19 protein-coding genes, 1 tRNA gene and 1 pseudogene are annotated in these 15,874 nt (G+C 72.1%); 13 read left to right on the forward strand and 8 right to left on the reverse strand.

Going from position 1 to position 15,874, the window contains the following annotated elements:
* Positions 1 to 25: 25 nt before the first annotated feature.
* Together HCN51_RS16025 and HCN51_RS16030 are read right to left on the reverse strand one after the other, a co-directional pair.
* Positions 26 to 793, reverse strand: coding sequence for a MerR family transcriptional regulator (locus tag HCN51_RS16025; RefSeq protein ID WP_168010414.1), 768 nt, complete (start codon positions 791 to 793; stop codon positions 26 to 28).
* A 34-nt stretch (positions 794 to 827) separates the two neighbouring features.
* A complete protein-coding gene (locus HCN51_RS16030) occupies positions 828 to 1,439 on the reverse strand; it encodes a TetR/AcrR family transcriptional regulator (RefSeq protein ID WP_168010415.1) in 612 nt (203 codons plus the stop codon).
* Between the two features lie 126 nt (positions 1,440 to 1,565).
* Here HCN51_RS16030 and HCN51_RS16035 point away from each other — a divergent pair, with 126 nt between their 5' ends.
* The 5 genes from HCN51_RS16035 (at position 1,566) to HCN51_RS16055 (ending at position 4,967) form a co-directional block, all read left to right on the forward strand.
* The gene (locus HCN51_RS16035) at positions 1,566 to 2,381 is read left to right on the forward strand and encodes an SDR family NAD(P)-dependent oxidoreductase (RefSeq protein WP_168010416.1); all 816 of its coding nucleotides are present in this window, start codon (positions 1,566 to 1,568) and stop codon (positions 2,379 to 2,381) included.
* Between the two features lie 104 nt (positions 2,382 to 2,485).
* Positions 2,486 to 2,558: transfer RNA gene (locus HCN51_RS16040), tRNA-Leu, on the forward strand.
* A 304-nt stretch (positions 2,559 to 2,862) separates the two neighbouring features.
* Complete coding sequence (locus HCN51_RS16045; protein WP_168010417.1) at positions 2,863 to 3,681, forward strand: nitroreductase/quinone reductase family protein; 819 nt, start codon at positions 2,863 to 2,865, stop codon at positions 3,679 to 3,681.
* Positions 3,682 to 3,725: 44 nt separating this feature from the next.
* The gene (locus HCN51_RS16050; RefSeq protein WP_168010418.1) at positions 3,726 to 4,334 is read left to right on the forward strand and encodes a TetR/AcrR family transcriptional regulator; all 609 of its coding nucleotides are present in this window, start codon (positions 3,726 to 3,728) and stop codon (positions 4,332 to 4,334) included.
* Between the two features lie 90 nt (positions 4,335 to 4,424).
* Positions 4,425 to 4,967, forward strand: coding sequence for a GyrI-like domain-containing protein (locus HCN51_RS16055; RefSeq protein ID WP_168010419.1), 543 nt, complete (start codon positions 4,425 to 4,427; stop codon positions 4,965 to 4,967).
* 129 nt (positions 4,968 to 5,096) lie between these two features.
* Here the strand turns inward: HCN51_RS16055 and HCN51_RS16060 are convergent, their stop codons facing one another.
* Positions 5,097 to 5,924: an alpha/beta fold hydrolase gene (locus HCN51_RS16060; protein WP_168010420.1), complete on the reverse strand. Its 828-nt coding sequence runs from the start codon at positions 5,922 to 5,924 to the stop codon at positions 5,097 to 5,099.
* Between the two features lie 257 nt (positions 5,925 to 6,181).
* On the opposite strand from HCN51_RS16060, the gene HCN51_RS16065 reads away from it, so the two are divergent.
* Together HCN51_RS16065 and HCN51_RS16070 are read left to right on the forward strand one after the other, a co-directional pair.
* A complete protein-coding gene (locus HCN51_RS16065; protein ID WP_168010421.1) occupies positions 6,182 to 6,778 on the forward strand; it encodes a TetR/AcrR family transcriptional regulator in 597 nt (198 codons plus the stop codon).
* A 15-nt stretch (positions 6,779 to 6,793) separates the two neighbouring features.
* Entirely contained in the window at positions 6,794 to 7,168 is a 375-nt protein-coding gene (locus HCN51_RS16070) for a VOC family protein (RefSeq protein ID WP_168010422.1), read from the forward strand.
* 275 nt (positions 7,169 to 7,443) lie between these two features.
* Here HCN51_RS16070 and HCN51_RS16075 read toward each other — a convergent pair whose 3' ends face one another.
* Entirely contained in the window at positions 7,444 to 7,962 is a 519-nt protein-coding gene (locus HCN51_RS16075) for a MarR family winged helix-turn-helix transcriptional regulator (protein WP_206067086.1), read from the reverse strand.
* Between the two features lie 143 nt (positions 7,963 to 8,105).
* On the opposite strand from HCN51_RS16075, the gene HCN51_RS16080 reads away from it, so the two are divergent.
* On the forward strand, positions 8,106 to 8,594 hold the full coding sequence (locus tag HCN51_RS16080) for a GNAT family N-acetyltransferase (RefSeq protein WP_240972916.1): 489 nt from the start codon (positions 8,106 to 8,108) through the stop codon (positions 8,592 to 8,594).
* A gap of 431 nt (positions 8,595 to 9,025) precedes the next feature.
* Positions 9,026 to 9,682, forward strand: coding sequence for a DsbA family oxidoreductase (locus tag HCN51_RS16085; RefSeq protein ID WP_168010424.1), 657 nt, complete (start codon positions 9,026 to 9,028; stop codon positions 9,680 to 9,682).
* Between the two features lie 181 nt (positions 9,683 to 9,863).
* Here HCN51_RS16085 and HCN51_RS16090 read toward each other — a convergent pair whose 3' ends face one another.
* On the reverse strand, positions 9,864 to 10,454 hold the full coding sequence (locus HCN51_RS16090; RefSeq protein WP_168010425.1) for a TetR/AcrR family transcriptional regulator: 591 nt from the start codon (positions 10,452 to 10,454) through the stop codon (positions 9,864 to 9,866).
* A 67-nt stretch (positions 10,455 to 10,521) separates the two neighbouring features.
* Here HCN51_RS16090 and HCN51_RS16095 point away from each other — a divergent pair, with 67 nt between their 5' ends.
* Together HCN51_RS16095 and HCN51_RS16100 are read left to right on the forward strand one after the other, a co-directional pair.
* On the forward strand, positions 10,522 to 11,217 hold the full coding sequence (locus tag HCN51_RS16095; protein WP_168010426.1) for an SDR family oxidoreductase: 696 nt from the start codon (positions 10,522 to 10,524) through the stop codon (positions 11,215 to 11,217).
* A 35-nt stretch (positions 11,218 to 11,252) separates the two neighbouring features.
* Positions 11,253 to 11,678 (forward strand): tautomerase family protein, encoded by a 426-nt coding sequence (locus tag HCN51_RS16100; RefSeq protein WP_168010427.1) that lies wholly within the window; start codon positions 11,253 to 11,255, stop codon positions 11,676 to 11,678.
* Positions 11,679 to 11,742: 64 nt separating this feature from the next.
* Here HCN51_RS16100 and HCN51_RS16105 read toward each other — a convergent pair whose 3' ends face one another.
* Positions 11,743 to 12,387 carry a class I SAM-dependent DNA methyltransferase gene (locus HCN51_RS16105; protein WP_168010428.1) on the reverse strand — a complete coding sequence of 215 codons (645 nt, stop codon included), beginning with the start codon at positions 12,385 to 12,387 and terminating at the stop codon, positions 11,743 to 11,745.
* 171 nt (positions 12,388 to 12,558) lie between these two features.
* Here HCN51_RS16105 and HCN51_RS16110 point away from each other — a divergent pair, with 171 nt between their 5' ends.
* Both HCN51_RS16110 and HCN51_RS62965 read left to right on the forward strand, forming a co-directional pair.
* Positions 12,559 to 13,725, forward strand: coding sequence for a DUF5685 family protein (locus HCN51_RS16110; protein WP_168010429.1), 1,167 nt, complete (start codon positions 12,559 to 12,561; stop codon positions 13,723 to 13,725).
* 289 nt (positions 13,726 to 14,014) lie between these two features.
* A pseudogene (locus HCN51_RS62965) lies at positions 14,015 to 14,149 on the forward strand (IMP dehydrogenase); the annotation flags it as partial.
* Between the two features lie 175 nt (positions 14,150 to 14,324).
* On the opposite strand, the gene HCN51_RS16120 reads toward HCN51_RS62965, so the two are convergent.
* A complete protein-coding gene (locus tag HCN51_RS16120) occupies positions 14,325 to 14,828 on the reverse strand; it encodes a cupin domain-containing protein (RefSeq protein WP_240972896.1) in 504 nt (167 codons plus the stop codon).
* 101 nt (positions 14,829 to 14,929) lie between these two features.
* Positions 14,930 to 15,829: a LysR family transcriptional regulator gene (locus tag HCN51_RS16125; protein WP_168010430.1), complete on the reverse strand. Its 900-nt coding sequence runs from the start codon at positions 15,827 to 15,829 to the stop codon at positions 14,930 to 14,932.
* Between the last annotated feature and the right edge of the window lie 45 nt (positions 15,830 to 15,874).

Here is a 15,874-nt window from a genome sequence, read left to right on the forward strand (position 1 = left end):
CTGCAAACTTGGAGTCGATTCCAGTTTATTGTTCGTGCCCGGCCTGCATGATGAGGCGGGTCGCCTGCCGGACGACCTCCGCCTGCGCCGGTGACAGCCCTTCGAGGAAGGGCTCCATCTGCTCCGGGTTCCAGCCGGGGCCGGGCCGCAGGTCGTGCAGCACGTGCCGGACGCTGTAGTCGGCCATGGCCGCGGCCAGCTCCGGCACCCGGGGGTCGTCGGGCTCGGCGTCGGCCAGCTCGTCCAGCCTGCGGTAGAACTCCTGACCAAGCGCCGCCGCCTGCGGGTCGGCGGCCAGCGTGTCGAGCATCGCAAGCGTGCGCTGCCGGTCGTCCGCCGTGGACACGCTGTCCACCAGCACGAGCAGGTCGCGGTCCCAGGCCGCGCTCTTGGACGCGGGCACGTCCACCACCCGCAGGAAGTCGACCAGGTCGGGCGAGGCGGTGTCGTCGGGGCCGAGCGTGCCGTCCTCGGCGCGGGCCAGCATCTCGGCCAGGCGGGCGCGGCGGCGCCGGATGTCGGCCTCCTGCGCGGCGAGGTCGGCGTCGATCTCGGCCAGGATCTCGGGCAGCTCCCTGGAGCGGTCCTCCGCGATCACGTCGCGGGCCTCCTCCAGGCTCAACCCCAGCTCGACCAGGCGGCGGACGCGGGCCAGCGCGACCGCGTCGCGCATGCCGTACTCGCGGTAGCCGTTGGCCCGGCGCGGCGGCTCCGGCAGCACGCCCTGATGGTGGTAGTGCCGCACCGTCCGGGTGGACACCCCGAGCAGCGCCGCCAGCTCTCCGATCCGCATGCCTCCCAGTTAAGAGGGTGACGTGGCGGGAACGTCAACTCGGGCGCAGCGCCTTCAGGAAGAGATCCACCAGGGCGTCGGCGTAGGCGGGGGTCAGCGGGCCCGATCGTTGCAGCCACCGCTGGTAGAGGGGCGCGTACAGCAGCTCCAGCGCCAGGTCGAGGTCCACGTCGGCGGCGAGCTGGCCGGCCCGCTGCGCGCTGCGCAGCCGGGCCTTCTTGGCCTCGTCCACCGGCCCGGCCAGCCGCTCGCGGTACTGGGCGGCGAGCTCGGGGTCGCTGACGATCTCCATGTTGAGCGCCCGGATCGGCGCCTCGAACGCCGGATCGGCGAACTCCGCCACCGTCGCCCGCATCACCGTCTTCAGGTCGGCCTCGATGTCGCCGGTGTCGGGCAGCGTCACGCCGCCGCCCTCCCCCGCCCCGCCCTCTCCCGCCTCGCTCAGGGCGAGGAACGCGTCGAAGACCACCGCCCCCTTGCCGCGCCACCAGCGGTAGATGGTCTGCTTGCCCACGCCGGCGCGGGCGGCGATGGCCTCGATGGAGACCTTGGCGTAACCCACCTCGGAGACCAGCTCGCGGGCGGCCTCCAGGATGGCCTGGCGGGAGCGCTCGCTGCGGCGGGCGGGATCGGGATCCTTCGGCATGCCGGCAGCATACCGCTTAACGAGACGAGACGGTCCGTCTTGACACGCCTTCGCGCCTGCCCCATAGTGGGGGACGTTCGACGAGACGGGCCGTCTCGTCTCGGTTCGTCTGGCAAGGAGAAGATCTTGACCCGAGTATGGTTCATCACCGGCGCGTCGCGGGGCCTCGGACGGGCGTTCACCCAGGCGGCGCTGGCCGCCGGGGACCGGGTCGTGGCGGCGGCACGCAACGTGGAGCCGCTGGCCGGGCTGGCCGAGGAGCATCCCGACCGGCTCGTACGGCTGTCGCTCGACGTCTCCGACCGCGCGGCCGTCTTCGACGGCGTGGAGCGGGCCGTGGCCGCGTTCGGCCGGCTCGACATCGTGGTCAACAACGCCGGCACCCTGCTGTACGGCATGGTCGAGGAGGCCACGGAGGAGCAGTTGCGGGCCCACTTCGACGTCAACTTCTTCGGCGCCGTGTGGGTCGCGCAGGCCGTCGTCCCGCACCTGCGCGCCCAGGGCTCCGGACACCTCCTCCAGGTCACCTCGATGGGCGCCGGCGGCGGCTTCGCCTCGACCGGCATGTACGCGGCCGGCAAGTCGGCGCTCGACTCCGTCAGCCAGGCCCTGGCCATGGAGCTGGAGCCGTTCGGCGTCAAGGTCACCATCCTGCAGATGGGCGGCTACGACACCGGCCTGTTCACCGTGGGCACCACCGCGACCGAGCCGAACCCCGTCTACGAGCCGCTGCGCGCCAAGCTGGCCGAGATGTGGGGCGACGACGCCGGCCCCGCCCCGAGCACGGCCGCGCCCGTCATCATGGAGCTGGTGAACCTGCCGGAGCCGCCGGTGCGGCTGATCGTCGGCAGCGCCTCTTATGACATGGTGCTGCAGATGGAGCAGGCCCGCACCGAGCAATACCGCGCCTGGGAACGGCTCAGCCGCCTGGCACCGGGATGACGCTTCCCTTTTTTATCGAGTGGCCGGGCCGCCGACCACGCCATTAATGTCAGCAACGAAGCGAGGAAAGGACTCGGGACTGCTTCCGGGGCCCTTTCCTCAACGCGTCCGTAGCCCAATGGGAGAGGCAACGGCCTAAGGAGCCGTACGGTGCGGGTTCGAATCCCGCCGGACGTACCCACCGAGCGTCATCAGGGCGCGGCCGGCCGTCAGCTTGACAGCTTCGCGGGGATGTGTGCGTAATAACCGTCGCGTCGCGTGTCGCCGGCCGGGAGGACGGTCGCGGCATGGAGGCGCCGAATCAAGGGGGATGACGCCGTGACCACTCACACTGTCGGTCGTGCCTGAGCGCACTGCGCCCGCGCGTCTCCCCATGCCCTCGGCGGTGTCGTAAACCCGCTGCGCCTTGGCATGCCCGCGCGGGTTTCCGGTCTTTTCGACAAGCCTTACTTCCCGCGTACCGCCAGGAGCAGAAACCAGCATGCCCATGGATTTCAACCAGCAGATCATCGACGAGTTCCGCGCCAACAAGGGTCAGGTCGGCGGCCCCTTCGAAGGAGCCAGGCTGATCCTGCTGACCACCACCGGCGCCCGGTCCGGCGCCCCGCACACCGTCCCGCTCGGCTACCTGCCCGACGGTGACCGCATCCTCGTCATCGCCTCCGCCGGCGGCTCGCCCCGGCACCCCGCCTGGTACCACAACCTGCGGGCCGACCCGCGGGCCACCGTGGAGACCGGCATCTTCACCTACCAGGCCAAGGCGGTCGCGCTCGAAGGTGAGGAGCGTGAGCGCGTCTTCGCCAGGGCCGTCGAGCTGGACGCCGGCTGGGCCGCGTACGAGAAGAAGTCGGGACGCACCCTGCCCGTCGTGGCCCTGACCGCGACCGACTTCGCGCCGCCCGCCGGCGGCCTCGGCGACGCGCTGATCGCGATGCACGACAACTTCCGCCGCGAGCTGGACCTCATCCGCCGGGAGGTGCGCGCCTCGGGCCCGCGCCTGGCCGCGCAGCTGCGCGTCAACTGCCTGACCATGTGCCAGGGCCTGCACGTGCACCACTCGCGCGAGGACGGGCACATGTTCCCCGCGATCGCCGACCGCTACCCGGAGGCGGCGCCGGTGCTGGCGCGGCTGCGCGACGAGCACGAGGTCATCGCCCGGCTCCTCGACGAGCTGCAGACGCTGCTGCGCGCCGACGACGTCGCACCGCCGGACCTGCTGGCGGAGGTGGAGCGGCTCACCCGCGAGCTGGAGGCCCACCTGGACTACGAGGAGCAGCAGCTCGTCCCGCTGCTGAACTGAGATCGCCACCCGGGACCGAACGTTCTCCTCGATAGGATGGCGTCATGCCCACTCCCCCAGAAGGCCGTCCGTCCGAAGCGCGGTCCCGGCTGCTCGCCACGGCCACCCGGCTCTTCTACACGGAGGGCATCCACGCCGTCGGCATCGACCGCATCGTCGCCGAGGCCAAGGTGACCCGGGCCACCCTCTACCGGCACTTCCCCGGCAAGGAAGACCTCGTCCTCGCCTACCTGGGCGAGGTCGACCGGGCGATGCGCGGCCAGGCGGACCAGGCCGTCGCCGCCCGGCCCGCACCGGCCGACAGCCTTCGGGCCCTCGGCGAGTCCATCGCCGAGGGCATCCGGTCGCCCGGCTTCCGGGGATGCGCCTTCCTCAACGCCGCCGCCGAGTACCCCGACCCCGCCTCCCCCGTGCACCAGGCGGTGCTCGCCCACCGTCAATGGTTCCTCGACACCGTCACGGAGCTGCTGGCCAAGATCCAGGAGACCGGCGCCGAGCCGGCCGCCCGCCACTTCGTGATGATGCGCGACGGGGCCATGGCGGCCGGCTGCCTGTTCGACCCGGAACTGATCTGCGAGACGTTCCTGCACGGCGTCGACCGGCTCCTGCGCGTGTACGCCGCCACCGACTACAGCCAGGACGCGGTGGGGTGATCGCGCGGCTGGACTCTCCCCCACAGGGAGACCTCATGCTGAGGGACGCGGGCGAGAAGCCCGCCTGACGACCCCTCTGGAGGACGAACCATGACCCCGCACGTGGTCCACCGCGGCCCTGTCACCTGCCTGAACGTCACCGGCATGGGCGAGCCCGGCGGCGCCGAGCACCTGTCGGCCATCGGCGCCCTGTACGCCGTGGCCTCCGCCATGGGCGGCCCCGCCGGCCCGCTGGAGGGGCGCTGGTGGGTGGAGGACCACTCCCGGCCGCCGCTGGAGGTGCCGCGCGAGCAGTGGCGGTGGCATCTGCTGCTGCCGCTGGCCGGCGTACCCGCGCCGGGGGCGGTCGAGGCGGCGTGCGAGCAGGTGCGCGCGTCCTGCGCGGCCGCCGACCGCGTGCAGGTCGTCACCTTCACCGAGGGCGAGTGCGTGGAACTGCTGCACGAGGGTCCGTACAGCGAGGAGAAGAGGTCGCTCGACGTGATGGACGCCTTCATGGCCCAGCACGGCCTGGTCCGCAACGGCCTGCACCACGAGATCTACCTGACCGAGTTCACCGATCCCGAGCCGAGGACGCTGCTCCGGCAGCCGGTGCGCCCCGCGTCCGTCACCGCAGCGTCCGCGTCCCGATGACGGACAGCACCCGCAGCCTCTCGTAACTCTCGCTGCCCGGCACGGCGGCGCGGACGAGCGGCGCGTGCGACCTGCCGGGGCCGCCGATCGGCCCCGGCAGCGGCCCGAGTGGCTGACCAGGACGGCCGGTCAGCCGCGCAGGAACTCCAGCAGGTCGTTGTTGAACTTCTCCTTGTCTCCCGGCACCAGCGCGATGCCGTGCGAGCCGCCCTCGTACACCTTGTACACGCAGTCCGGGATGATCTTGGCGGACTTCTCGGCGGACGCCGCGATCGGCACCACCTGGTCGTCGTCGCCGTGGACGATCAGGGTGGGAATGTCGAACTTCTTCAGGTCCTCGGTGAAGTCCGTGGCGGAGAAGGCGTCCACGCAGGCCACCCCGGCCTGGATGTTCTCGGCCATGGCCATCAGCCAGAACGCGTCCTTGTTGCCCTGCGTCACCTTGTTGCCCGGCCGGTTGGCGCCGAAGAAGCCGTCGGCGCTGTCGCGCCAGAACTGCGAGCGCTCGGCGAGGATCCCCGCCTTGATCTTGTCGAACACCTCCTGCGGGGTGCCCTCGGGGTTGTCGGGCGTCTTGAGCATGAGCGGCGGCACCGCCGACAGCAGCACGGCCTTGCTCAGGCGGGAGGTGCCGTGCCGGCCGATGTAGCGGGCCAGCTCCCCGCCGCCCATCGAGTGCGCCACCAGCGTGACCTCGCGCAGGTCCAGGGCGTTGATGAGGTCGGCCAGGTCGTCGGCGAAGGTGTCGAAGTCGTACTCGCCCCATGGCTGGCTGGAGCGGCCGTGGCCGCGCCGGTCGTGCGCGATCGCCCGGAAGCCGTTGTCGACGACCGCCTTCATCTGGTCGTGCCAGGCGTCGGCGTTCAGCGGCCAGCCGTGGATGAAGATGACCGGCGGGCCGCTGCCCCAGTCGTAGAAGAAGATCTGCTCGTCGTCGCGGGTGGTGACGTAAGGCATGGTGAGCTCTCCCCGGGTGGTCGGTGATCGTGACGGACGCCCGCCGTGCCGGACCGGGACGGTCGGGACGGCGTACGGGCCATCGCAGGAATTACCGCAGTTCACCGCCCGATTAAGGTCAAGGCCGGGCCTGGGGCTCTTTGCCCGTTCGATCAGGGGCTCTCGACAGCGGCTCCATGGCGGAGGATCAGCGGCTCCATGGCGGAGGATCAGCGGCTCCATGGCGGAGTGAGCGCTCACTCCGTACCATGGGTCGCATGACCGACACCACTCCCCGCCGGCGAGCGCCGGCGATGAGCGTCGACCAGCGCAGGGCGATGATCGTGGCCGCCGCGCTCCCCCTGGTCGCCGAGCACGGCGCCAACGTCACCACCAGCCAGATCGCGCGCGCCGCCGGCGTCGGCGAGGGCACCATCTTCCGGGCCTTCGCCGACAAGGACGAGGTGCTGCGGGCGTGCATGACCGAAGCCATGAACCCCGACCACGCGCTGCGCGAACTGGCCTCGATCCCCCTCGACGAACCGCTGGCCGCCCGCCTGGTGCAGGCCGCCGAGGCGCTGCGCGCCCATCTGGAACGCATGGGCACCGTGGCCGCCGCCCTCTACGCCTCAGGCCACTACGACCGCGCCGCCGCCCGCCGCCCCGCACCGGGCGGCCGGGAAGCCTCGGCACGAGCCACCCTGGAGGCGGTGACCGAGCTGATCGAACCCGACCGCGCGGCACTACGCCTGGAGCCCCGGCAGGTCGCCGCCGCCTTCCTCGGCCTGCTGTTCGCCCGGCCGCTGCCCGCCGGCGCGGAGCTGACCCCTGCCGACCTCGTCGACATCCTGCTGCACGGCACCCGCCACCCCTGACCTGGAGGTCACCGGATGACCATCACGCTCAACCACACCATCGTGCCCGCCGTCGACAACCGCCAGGCCGCGCACTTCTTCGCCACGATCATGGGCCTGCCGGAGCTGCCCCCGGCCGGCCGCGACGGGCACTTCGCCCCCGTACGGGTCAACGAACAGCTCACCCTCGACTTCATGACGGTCGCCGACCCCACCGGGATGCACCTGGCCTTCGACGTCGACCCGGCCACCTTCGACGCGATCCTGGCCCGGCTGCGCGAGCACGGCGTCGCCTTCGGCAACCACCCGGCCCACCCCGACAACGGCCGCATCGACCACCCGCTGTGCCCGCGCGGGCTGTTCTTCGTCGACGCCGCCCGCAACCTGTACGAGGTGATGTCCCCGGCCTGACCGCCCTCGGCGGGATGTCCACGGCGGCGAAGTGCCGGCCCACGCCATACCCTCGCCCTCCGCGGGCTGGACAACGCACCCGTCCCAATTCGCATGATTCGCGCGGCGGCCCAACCCAGACCGGCACGGCCCGGCCTGCGCCCGGCCCGACCCTGCACCCAACCCTGCACCCAACCCTGCACCCAACCCTGCACCCAACCCTGCACTCGACCCGGCGGCCCGGCTCGGACTGGCCTGCCCGACGCACGGGATCGGTATCGTGCGTGCCGCCGCCGTCATCCCTCGTCTTCATCCCCTGTCGGCCCCTGATGCCGCCGCCCAGACGATTCACGCAAGGGCGGCGGCGCGCCGGCGGCCTCGGCCCTTAGGCGCTCGGCGTGATCCTGCTGGTTGCGCAGCGCCGTGGCCAGGAACCTCTCGATCACGGCCAGCTCCTCCGAGCTGAACTTCCCCAGCTCGACCTGTGCATCCGCCAGCACAGGGCCCCAGATCTCGGCGCTCATCCGCTCCGCCCGTTCGGTCAGGTGGACCAGGACGCGGCGGCGGTCGGCGGTGTCGCGGCGCCGCTCGGCCAGTCCGGCCCGCTCGAGCCGGTCGATCACGGTCGTCATGGCACCTCCGGTGAGCCCGGCGGCGGTCGCGAGCTCGCTGGCGGTCAGCGGGCCGCGCGTGCTCAACCGGCTCAGGCAGCGCAGGTCGGTGCGGTTGATGGCCAGGCGGCGCGCGGCCCGCTCGTCGAGGACGTCGGTGGCGTCCTGCAGATCGTGCACGGCCTTGGTGACGGCATCGATCAAGCTTTGCTTTGACAATCTAATCCTTAGAAAACTAAAGTTTCTCCCGCCAGGATCCTACTCCTCTGAAGGTGATCATGTCGCGCGGCCAGCACATCACCTTGCGTCCTGCCACCACGCAAGACGTCCCCGCTCTGCTCGCCCTCATGGACTCGATCCTGACCTGGCTCGTAGCGCAGGGCCGCCCTCAGCAATGGGGCACGGTCCCGTTCTCCCGCATTCCAGGCTTTCCCCACCTTTTCGCCAGCTGGGTCTCGCAAGGCGCCATCACAACGGCCCAGCGAGACGACTCCTGCGTGGGTCTCCTGGCCCTGGCTCAGGCACCCCCGCCCCACATCCCTCCGGAGCTGATCCCCGCCGACGCCCTGTTCATCCACACCGTCATGTCCGCTAGGGGCGCCTCGGGGCGAGGCGTGGGCCAGGCCCTCCTGCACGAGGCCGACCGCCAGGCCAGAGCGCGGGGCGCCCCCGCCCTCGGCCTGGACCACTGGGCGGGAAGCACGGAGCTCGACCGCATCTACGACAAGCACGGTTTCACGAAGACAGGCGAATACCAGAACACCGAAGACGGCCGCACCACACGCAACACCGTACGAGTCCGCCGTCTCTTAACGGAGCCCAGCGAGCGTCTCTGATCTCCAGCCCCACGATCCAGCGGGCGCAGAAGCCCGCCGTTTCTACGCCTGCTGGGCCAGGTCGCCGCACGAGACCGTCCCCTCCGCCACCCCACCGGACGAATTCTCCCCCGGAAAGCCGAAGCCCGGCGAAGCGGCGCAGCGGCGTCTGTTCCTTGTCGCGCGGTCAGGCGGTGAGCTGCACGTGGCGGAGCGGGATATCCGGGGTGGTCCTCCGGAAGCCGATTCCGGATTCTGTCCCCGGAATGCGGCGCGATTCCGGAAGCAGAGCAGGATCGGCTACGCCTTCACCCGGGCGTTGACCTCAAGTGTGGTTGAGATTGCACGATGGCCTCTCCGGGGCCTGCCGGCGAGCGGCTGTGCCCGCCGGCAGCATGCCACCGGGTGAGCCGGCCTCGCTCCATCAACCACGACCACTGTGCGGGACATTCATGAAGCTTGAGATATACGCCGATGTGCTGTGCCCCTGGTGCTACATCGGCAAGAGACGCCTGGCGGCCGCCTTGGCCCAGCAGCCCGCCCGCGACGGCGTCCAGATCGTCTGGCGCGCCTACGAGCTCGCGCCGGACGAAGGCCGGACGCCCGGGCCGACCGCCGCGCAGGCCATGGCCGGCTGGTGGGGCGAGCAGGCGCCCGCCCGCATCGCCCGCATCCGGTCACTGGGCGCGGCGGAGGGCCTGGAGCTGAACCTGCACCTGGCTCGGCCGGTGAACACCTTCGACGCGCACCGGCTGGTCAAGCTGGCCGCCGATCGCGGCCGGGCCGATCAGATGATGGAGCTGCTGCACGCGTACCACACCGAGGGGCACAATGTGGCCGACCCGCAGGTCCTGCGGCGCCTGGGCGGCGAGGCCGGGCTGGACATCGGGGAGGTGCGCTCCGTCCTGGACGGCGACGACTACGCCGACGAGGTACGCACCGACCGGCGCCGCGCGGCAGAGCACGGCATCACCGGCGTGCCCAGTCTCGTGATCGACGGCCGCCCGCCGGTCTCCGGAGTCCAGCCCGTCGCCGCCCTGCAACGGCTCCTGCGGAGCGAACCGGCCGGCTCGCACGGCGTTCCGATCAAGGTCGACCGGCCAGGCTGACGGACGCTCCGATCGTGCTCGCCGCACCGTCCCGCCGTCTCTCGCCTGGAGGGAATCTCACCAGCCGGCCTGGCCGCACCGGGCGCGCTGGTCGGCCCGGCAGGCCAGGGCGCACTGGTCGGCCTGGCAGGGTCGGATGCGCTGGTCGGACTGGTCGAGGGAGGGTGAGCTGGGCGGGGTGTCAGGCGGGATCGGCCTCCTCGGCCAGGAGGTGGCGGCGGACCGTGGTGAGGATCTCGTCCGACAGGGGGTCGCCGGCGCAGGCGCGTGACAACATCAGCGCCCCCACCATGGTGGACAGCTCGACGATCACCGTTTCCTCGTCCGCGCCGTCCGAGTCGAGCCCGCGCATCGACGCGATCAGCTCCCGCAGGCCGTCGGTGAACGCCTGGCGGAGCGGGGTGCCGGGCTCGGTGCGGGCGGCGTCCACGGCCAGGGCCGCGCCGGGGCAGCCGAGGGCGGCGTTGTCGCGGTGCAGCGTGGACAGGTAGCCGTTGAGGAAGGTGGCCCGGGGTGAGGCTTCGGGGGTGTCGGTCTCGGTGAGGTCGTCCAGGGCCTTGACCCGTTCGGCGAACGCGGCCGAGCACGCTTGTGCGATCAGGTCGTCCTTGGAGGCGAAGTGGCGGTAGAAGCCGCCGTGGGTCAGCCCTGCCGCGGCCATCGCCTGCGGGACGCTCACGTTGCCGGCGCCGTGTGCGCGCACCAGCTTCGCCGCGGCCTCGATGACCTGCTCGCGATGCCGCTCGGCGTCGGCCCGGGATGCTCTCGGCATGTTGTCGGCACTTCCTTCGTGGGGTATAGATGATGCTCGTCATTTATTTTAGCCGAAGGAGACCATCATGGTCACGATCAAGCATGCCGTGGCGCTCGTGACGGGCGGCCAGCGCGGCCTCGGCAAGGCGATCGCCGGAGCGCTCCTGGAGCGCGGAGCGGCGAAGGTGTACGTGACGGCCCGCAAGCCCGTGCCCGCCGACGACCCGCGCGTCCTGCCCGTCGGCCTCGACGTCACCGACCCGGAGGCGATCGAGGCCCTCGCCGGCCAGGCCCGGGACGTCAACATCGTGGTGAACAACGCGGGCGTCCTGTTCCCGTCGCCGCTGCTGAAGGCGGACCCGGCCGACGTGCTCGCGACGTTCGACACCAACGTGTTCGGCCCCCTGCGCGTGGCCCGCGCCTTCGCCCCGATCCTGGCGGCGAACGGCGGCGGCGCGCTGATCGACATGCACTCCGTGCTGTCCTGGGCCGCGGGCACCGGAGCCTACGGCGCCTCGAAGGCCGCCCTGTGGTCGATCACCAACTCCCTGCGCGTCGAGCTCGCGGCGCAGGGCACCCAGGTCGTCGGCGTGCACCTCGGCCTCGCCGACACCGACATGACGGCCGACATCCCGGCCCAGAAGATCTCGCCCGCCGAGGTCGCCGCGGCGGTGCTGGACGGCGTCGAGAACGGGGCCGCCGAGGTTCTGGTCGACGAGGTCAGCAGGCGGATGAAGGCGGCGCTGTCGGGCCCGGTCGAGCGTCTCACCGTGTCCATCTGACCGTCCGCCCGGCACTTCACCGAAGGAGCGAGCACATGCCGCTGTGGCACGTCCACCATCCCGCCGGAGTCTTCACCGAGGAGCAGAAGCAGTCGTTCGCGCAGGACGTCACCGAGTTCTACACCCGGTTCGGGCTGCCGGGCTTCTACGTCGTCGTGCTCTTCCACGAGGTCGCGCCGGCGTCGTTCCTGGTCGGCGGCCGGCCGTCCAGTGACACGGTGCGGGTCGTGATCGAGCACATCGCCCGCCACGCCGACGACCCCGGCCTGCGCGAGCGCATGAACCAGGCGCTCGGCCGCCTGCTGGCCCGGCACACGCAGGAGCGCGGGCTGCACTGCGAGTTCCACGTGGACGAGACGCCTCGGGACCTGTGGATGATCGACGGGCTGGCGCCGCCGCCCACGGGCAGCGAGGCGGAGCGGCTCTGGGCCCGCGAGAACCGGCCCGTCCCTTACGACTGAGAACGGCGGGCCAGCACCTTCCTCGGCCATGCGCACGTTCCGCGCCCGCGGCACCGAAGTAGGCTCAGGGGCGGCGGTGGGCCATGAGGACCGCGCCGAGCCTGCTCTCGGCCGAGGTGAGGGTGAGCTGGGCCTCGACGGTGAAGCCGGCCTCGTCGAGGCGGGCGGCCAGGTGTTCGGGGCGGCGGAAGTGGACATGGATCTTCATGGGGTGGCCGCCGTACCCCTGGGTGATCAGCCGGGTGCCGTCGCCGGCGTGGAAGGCGAGCAGCAGCGGGCCGCCCGGCCGCAGGGTGCGGTGGAAGTGGGTGAGGACGGCGGGAAGGTCGCTGTCGGGGACGTGGATCAGCGAGTACCACGCGACCAGGCCGGCGAGGGAGGCGTCGGCGAGGCGGAGGTCGGTCATGGTGCCGGTCTCGAAGCGCAGGCCGGGGTGCTCGCGGCGGGCCACCTTGATCATGGCGGGTGACAGGTCGATGCCGAACGCGTCGGCGCCCAGGCCGCTCAGGTGGGCGGTGATCCGGCCGGTCCCGCAGCCGACGTCGGCGACGGGGCCGCCGCCGGCGGCGTGCGCCTTGCCGGCGAACAGCGTGAGGAAGGCGCGTTCGTAGGGGGTGCGGGTGAGCAGGTCGCGGGTGTGGTCGGCGTAGCTCGCGGCGACGGTGTCGTACGAGGTGCGGGTGTCCGCCAGCCATCCATCGGTGATCATCGTGCCCAGGGTAGCGCGTAGGGCCGCGCATCGCGGTCGTCGTCATCGATTCCCCTGGTCCCGGCCGGGCCCCGAAGGTGGCTGAGCGGCCACTCAGCCATGACGGCACTGGCCGCCGGCGGGGCGGAAGTCCGTATGATCGGCGGACGAAACGCGCGAAGAAGAGGTCATATGTTCGGAATCATCCGCCCCTGTGCTCACCATGGTTGCGCGGCGGTGCGGGAGGCCTGGGTGGCGCATCTGTGCGGGCTCTGCCTGACGCTGCGCGACGGTCAAGGGCATGGGGCGCGGCTGGCGACCAACTACGACACGTTGCTCGTCTCCGTACTGACCGAGGCGCAACTGCCCTCGTCGGCGCCGCGCAGGAAGGCGGGGCCGTGCGCGTTGCGGGGGTTCCGGACGGCCGAGGTGCTGGACGCGCGCGGGCGTGGGGCGCGGCTGGCGGCCGCCGTCTCGCTGGTGCTGGCCGCCGGACGGCTGCGCGACGACCTGGCCGACGGCGACGCCCCGTGGGGAGGCGCCCGGCTGGGCGGCGAGCGGGCGAAAGGCGCGTTGGCCAGGCGCTGGGAGGCGGCGGGGGTGCGCATGGCGGAGGCGGTCGGGTTCGACCCCGCGCCGCTCACGGCGGCCGTGGGACGGCAACTCGTGCTGGAGCGCCAGGTAGGGGCGGGAGGAGTCGTGGAGCGCCGAGCGGAGGCCGAAAGAGCGCTGGAGCGCCAGGCGGATCCTGGGACGGTGCTGGAAGAGGACCAGGCGGGTCCCGGGATGGCGCCGGAGGAGGGGCTGGCGGGGGCCGGGAGGGTACTGGAGTTGTCCGCGCCGACCGAGGACGCCGTCGCCGCGGCCTTCGCCCACACGGCGGTGCTGGCCGGACGGCCCGGCAACGCCGCAGCGCTCGGGGAGGCGGGCCGGTTCTTCGGGCGGCTGGCGTACCTGCTGGACGCCTGCGAGGACCGGGCCGAGGACGAGCGGCGCGGCGCGTTCAACCCGCTGACCGCCACCGGCACCTCCCCCGGCGAGGCGCGGCGGCTGTGCGAGGACGCCGCCCACGGGATCACGCTCGCGCTGGCCGAGGTGGAGTTCGAGGAGCGCCATGTGGTGGACGTGCTGCTCGGCACGGAAGCGCGCCGCGCCGTCGAACGCACCTTCCGCGCCTCGTACGAGAAGCCGGGCTGGGCCCGTAAGACGGCGGGCTGCACCGGCACCTTGCTCACGTGCGGCCTGTGGCGGCCACGGTGGAGCAAGTGGAAGCAGGAGGAGTGGGATCACCGCTGCTTCTGCTGCTGGTGCGCGGAGATCTGCGGCCCCATCGGGCAGATCTGCGGCGCCTGCGGCTGACCGTCCCCCTGCGCCGGGCCCGAGACGGGTGGTAAGGGGCTGAGCTTGTACCCCCGACAAACGCGCTCTGCCTCGCACGCGGCAGGGCGGCTTTCCTGGTATCGGGCGGTGAGCGTGACGTCGGCCCGCTGCACCGTGCCACCATCCCAGACCGCCGACGGGGAGAACCTCCTGATGCGTGCGACCCCGATGTACGGCGCCGGCGACGTCCGCGTCGAGCAGGTGCCCGACCCCGTCATCAAGCTGCCCGCCGACGCGCTGGTCCGCGTGGTCGCGGCCTGCATCGCGGGCGCTCTCCGACGTGTTCGGCACCGGCCACCACGCGGCCGTGGCGGGCGGCGTCAACGAGCGCACCCGCGTCACCGTGGTCGGTGACGGCGCCGTGGGCCTGCTGGCGGTCCTGGCCGCCCGCCGCCTGGGCGCGCGCGGACGACGCTCTGCGGGTCCTCGCCGGTGGCTCCACCCTTGCTCATGGTCTGGGTCATGTCGTTCCCCCCGTTTGACTACTGATCCTGGCCGACGTAACCCTCCGTGTGCTCATGGCCACGTCGGCGCGCAGAAGCGGCAGGGAGCCGGAAAGGAGACGGAAGGGCGCGGATCTAGGCGCCGGCGCGCTTCTCCAGGCGGCTGCCGCGCGGCAGGGTGACGGCCAGGATGTTGCTGGGGATGTCCAGCTCGATGCGGTGCCAGCGCCCGCGCGGGACGATCGCGGCGGTCCCGGCCGTCAGCCTGATCTCCTCCTCCTGCCCGGAATGCTCCGCCCGCAGGTAGAGGCGGATCTTCCCGATGAGGCAGGAGATGACCTCGTCGGCCTCCGGGTGGACCTCCCAGTGGTCGGCGCGCACGTCGGCGTCGGTCCTGGCGTGCAGGGCCGTGAGCTGCCAGCCGTCCTCGCCGCAGTCCGTGGCCCGTTTCTCGGGATGGATCCCGCCGCCTTGGCGCAGGTGGAGGGGGTGGGCGAAGAGGTCGATCGGCGTGACGGTCATGTCGGGAACGTCCTTCCTGCCGCGGTCATGCATGCCGGTCATCCTCCCGGCCCCCGCCCGGCCGGTCATCCGCCACGCGTCGCCGATCCCGCCGCCGCGGCGCGCCGATCGTCGCATGGCCGCACGCCCCTTTCACGCACCGACCGTCACGCCGGGCACGCCCCCGCCGCGTGCCGATCGTCACGCCGCACACCAGAGCACCGGCAACCGGGCGACGGTCAGGACGGAAGACGCCGCGGCTCCGAGGACACCGCCTCGACCAGGTCGCGGATGGTGCTGCGGTGGTCGCCGCGCCGCCACGCGACGGCGAGCACGGTCGGGGACAGCCCCTTCACCGGAATGGCCATGATCCCCGGCCGCCGGTAGATCTCGGCGTTCCCGGCCGCGAGCAGGACGACGTTGTCGCCGCTCTCCAGCGCCGCGAACGTCTCCTCCGCGTTCGAGACGGTCGTGCAGGCCAGCGGGGCCCGCCCGCCGCGCTCGTCGGTGGCGAGCCAGTGGTCGCGCAGCTCGCCGGCGCTCTCGGGCAGCGCGAGGAACTTCTCGTCCAGCAGCTCGGCGAAGTCGACCTCGTCGCGCGAGGCCAGCCAGTGATCGTCGCGGAAGGCGACCCAGCGCGGCTCTCGGGCCACGACCCGGACGTGGAAGTCCTCCTGGCCGGGGAACGGCAGCCACACGAACGCCACGTCGACCTCGCCCTCGGCCAGGCCCGCCGTGGGGTCGGTCCAGTTGACCTGGCGCAGCCGCAGGTCGCAGGCGGGCCGGCGCTCGGCGAACCGTTCCCGCAGCGTGGCCAGGAGCCCGCGGCCGACGCTGGTGGACATGCCGACGGTCAGCCGGGAGGACGCGGCGGCCGCGGCGTCGCCGACGGCCCGCTGGGCTTCGTCCCACTGCTGGAGCAGCTCGCGGGCGGCGGGCAGCAGCGCCTCGCCCGGCGCGGTGAGCCGGACCGTGCGCCGGTCGCGGTCGAACAGCCGCACCCGCATCAGCTCTTCGAGCTGGCGGATCTGCTTGCTGAGCGTGGGCTGCGCGATGAACAGCCGCTCGGCCGCCCGGGTGAAGCTGAGCTCCTCCGCCACGGTCACGAAATAGCGCAGGTCACGCAGGTGAGCATCCATAGCCGTCGGCTATTACAGCAGATATTGGACGTGCGGGGAAGCGCG

This window comes from Nonomuraea composti, assembly GCF_012034275.1.
In the GTDB taxonomy this organism is placed as follows: Bacteria; Actinomycetota; Actinomycetes; order Streptosporangiales; family Streptosporangiaceae; genus Nonomuraea; species Nonomuraea composti.

What these genes read in the sequence shown, in the direction of transcription:
- HCN51_RS16105 (WP_168010428.1), bottom strand. Translation starts at nt 12,387, where the DNA reads ATGATCACCGATGGATGGCTGGCGGACACCCGCACCTCGTACGACACC.
- HCN51_RS16050 (WP_168010418.1), top strand. Translation starts at nt 3,726, where the DNA reads ATGCCCACTCCCCCAGAAGGCCGTCCGTCCGAAGCGCGGTCCCGGCTG.
- HCN51_RS16055 (WP_168010419.1), top strand. Translation starts at nt 4,425, where the DNA reads ATGACCCCGCACGTGGTCCACCGCGGCCCTGTCACCTGCCTGAACGTC.
- HCN51_RS16090 (WP_168010425.1), bottom strand. Translation starts at nt 10,454, where the DNA reads ATGCCGAGAGCATCCCGGGCCGACGCCGAGCGGCATCGCGAGCAGGTC.
- HCN51_RS16065 (WP_168010421.1), top strand. Translation starts at nt 6,182, where the DNA reads ATGACCGACACCACTCCCCGCCGGCGAGCGCCGGCGATGAGCGTCGAC.
- HCN51_RS16080 (WP_240972916.1), top strand. Translation starts at nt 8,106, where the DNA reads ATGGACTCGATCCTGACCTGGCTCGTAGCGCAGGGCCGCCCTCAGCAA.
- HCN51_RS16095 (WP_168010426.1), top strand. Translation starts at nt 10,522, where the DNA reads ATGGTCACGATCAAGCATGCCGTGGCGCTCGTGACGGGCGGCCAGCGC.
- HCN51_RS16030 (WP_168010415.1), bottom strand. Translation starts at nt 1,439, where the DNA reads ATGCCGAAGGATCCCGATCCCGCCCGCCGCAGCGAGCGCTCCCGCCAG.
- HCN51_RS16070 (WP_168010422.1), top strand. Translation starts at nt 6,794, where the DNA reads ATGACCATCACGCTCAACCACACCATCGTGCCCGCCGTCGACAACCGC.
- HCN51_RS16100 (WP_168010427.1), top strand. Translation starts at nt 11,253, where the DNA reads ATGCCGCTGTGGCACGTCCACCATCCCGCCGGAGTCTTCACCGAGGAG.
- HCN51_RS16120 (WP_240972896.1), bottom strand. Translation starts at nt 14,828, where the DNA reads ATGCGACGATCGGCGCGCCGCGGCGGCGGGATCGGCGACGCGTGGCGG.
- HCN51_RS16085 (WP_168010424.1), top strand. Translation starts at nt 9,026, where the DNA reads ATGAAGCTTGAGATATACGCCGATGTGCTGTGCCCCTGGTGCTACATC.
- HCN51_RS16125 (WP_168010430.1), bottom strand. Translation starts at nt 15,829, where the DNA reads ATGGATGCTCACCTGCGTGACCTGCGCTATTTCGTGACCGTGGCGGAG.
- HCN51_RS16045 (WP_168010417.1), top strand. Translation starts at nt 2,863, where the DNA reads ATGCCCATGGATTTCAACCAGCAGATCATCGACGAGTTCCGCGCCAAC.
- HCN51_RS16025 (WP_168010414.1), bottom strand. Translation starts at nt 793, where the DNA reads ATGCGGATCGGAGAGCTGGCGGCGCTGCTCGGGGTGTCCACCCGGACG.
- HCN51_RS16110 (WP_168010429.1), top strand. Translation starts at nt 12,559, where the DNA reads ATGTTCGGAATCATCCGCCCCTGTGCTCACCATGGTTGCGCGGCGGTG.
- HCN51_RS16060 (WP_168010420.1), bottom strand. Translation starts at nt 5,924, where the DNA reads ATGCCTTACGTCACCACCCGCGACGACGAGCAGATCTTCTTCTACGAC.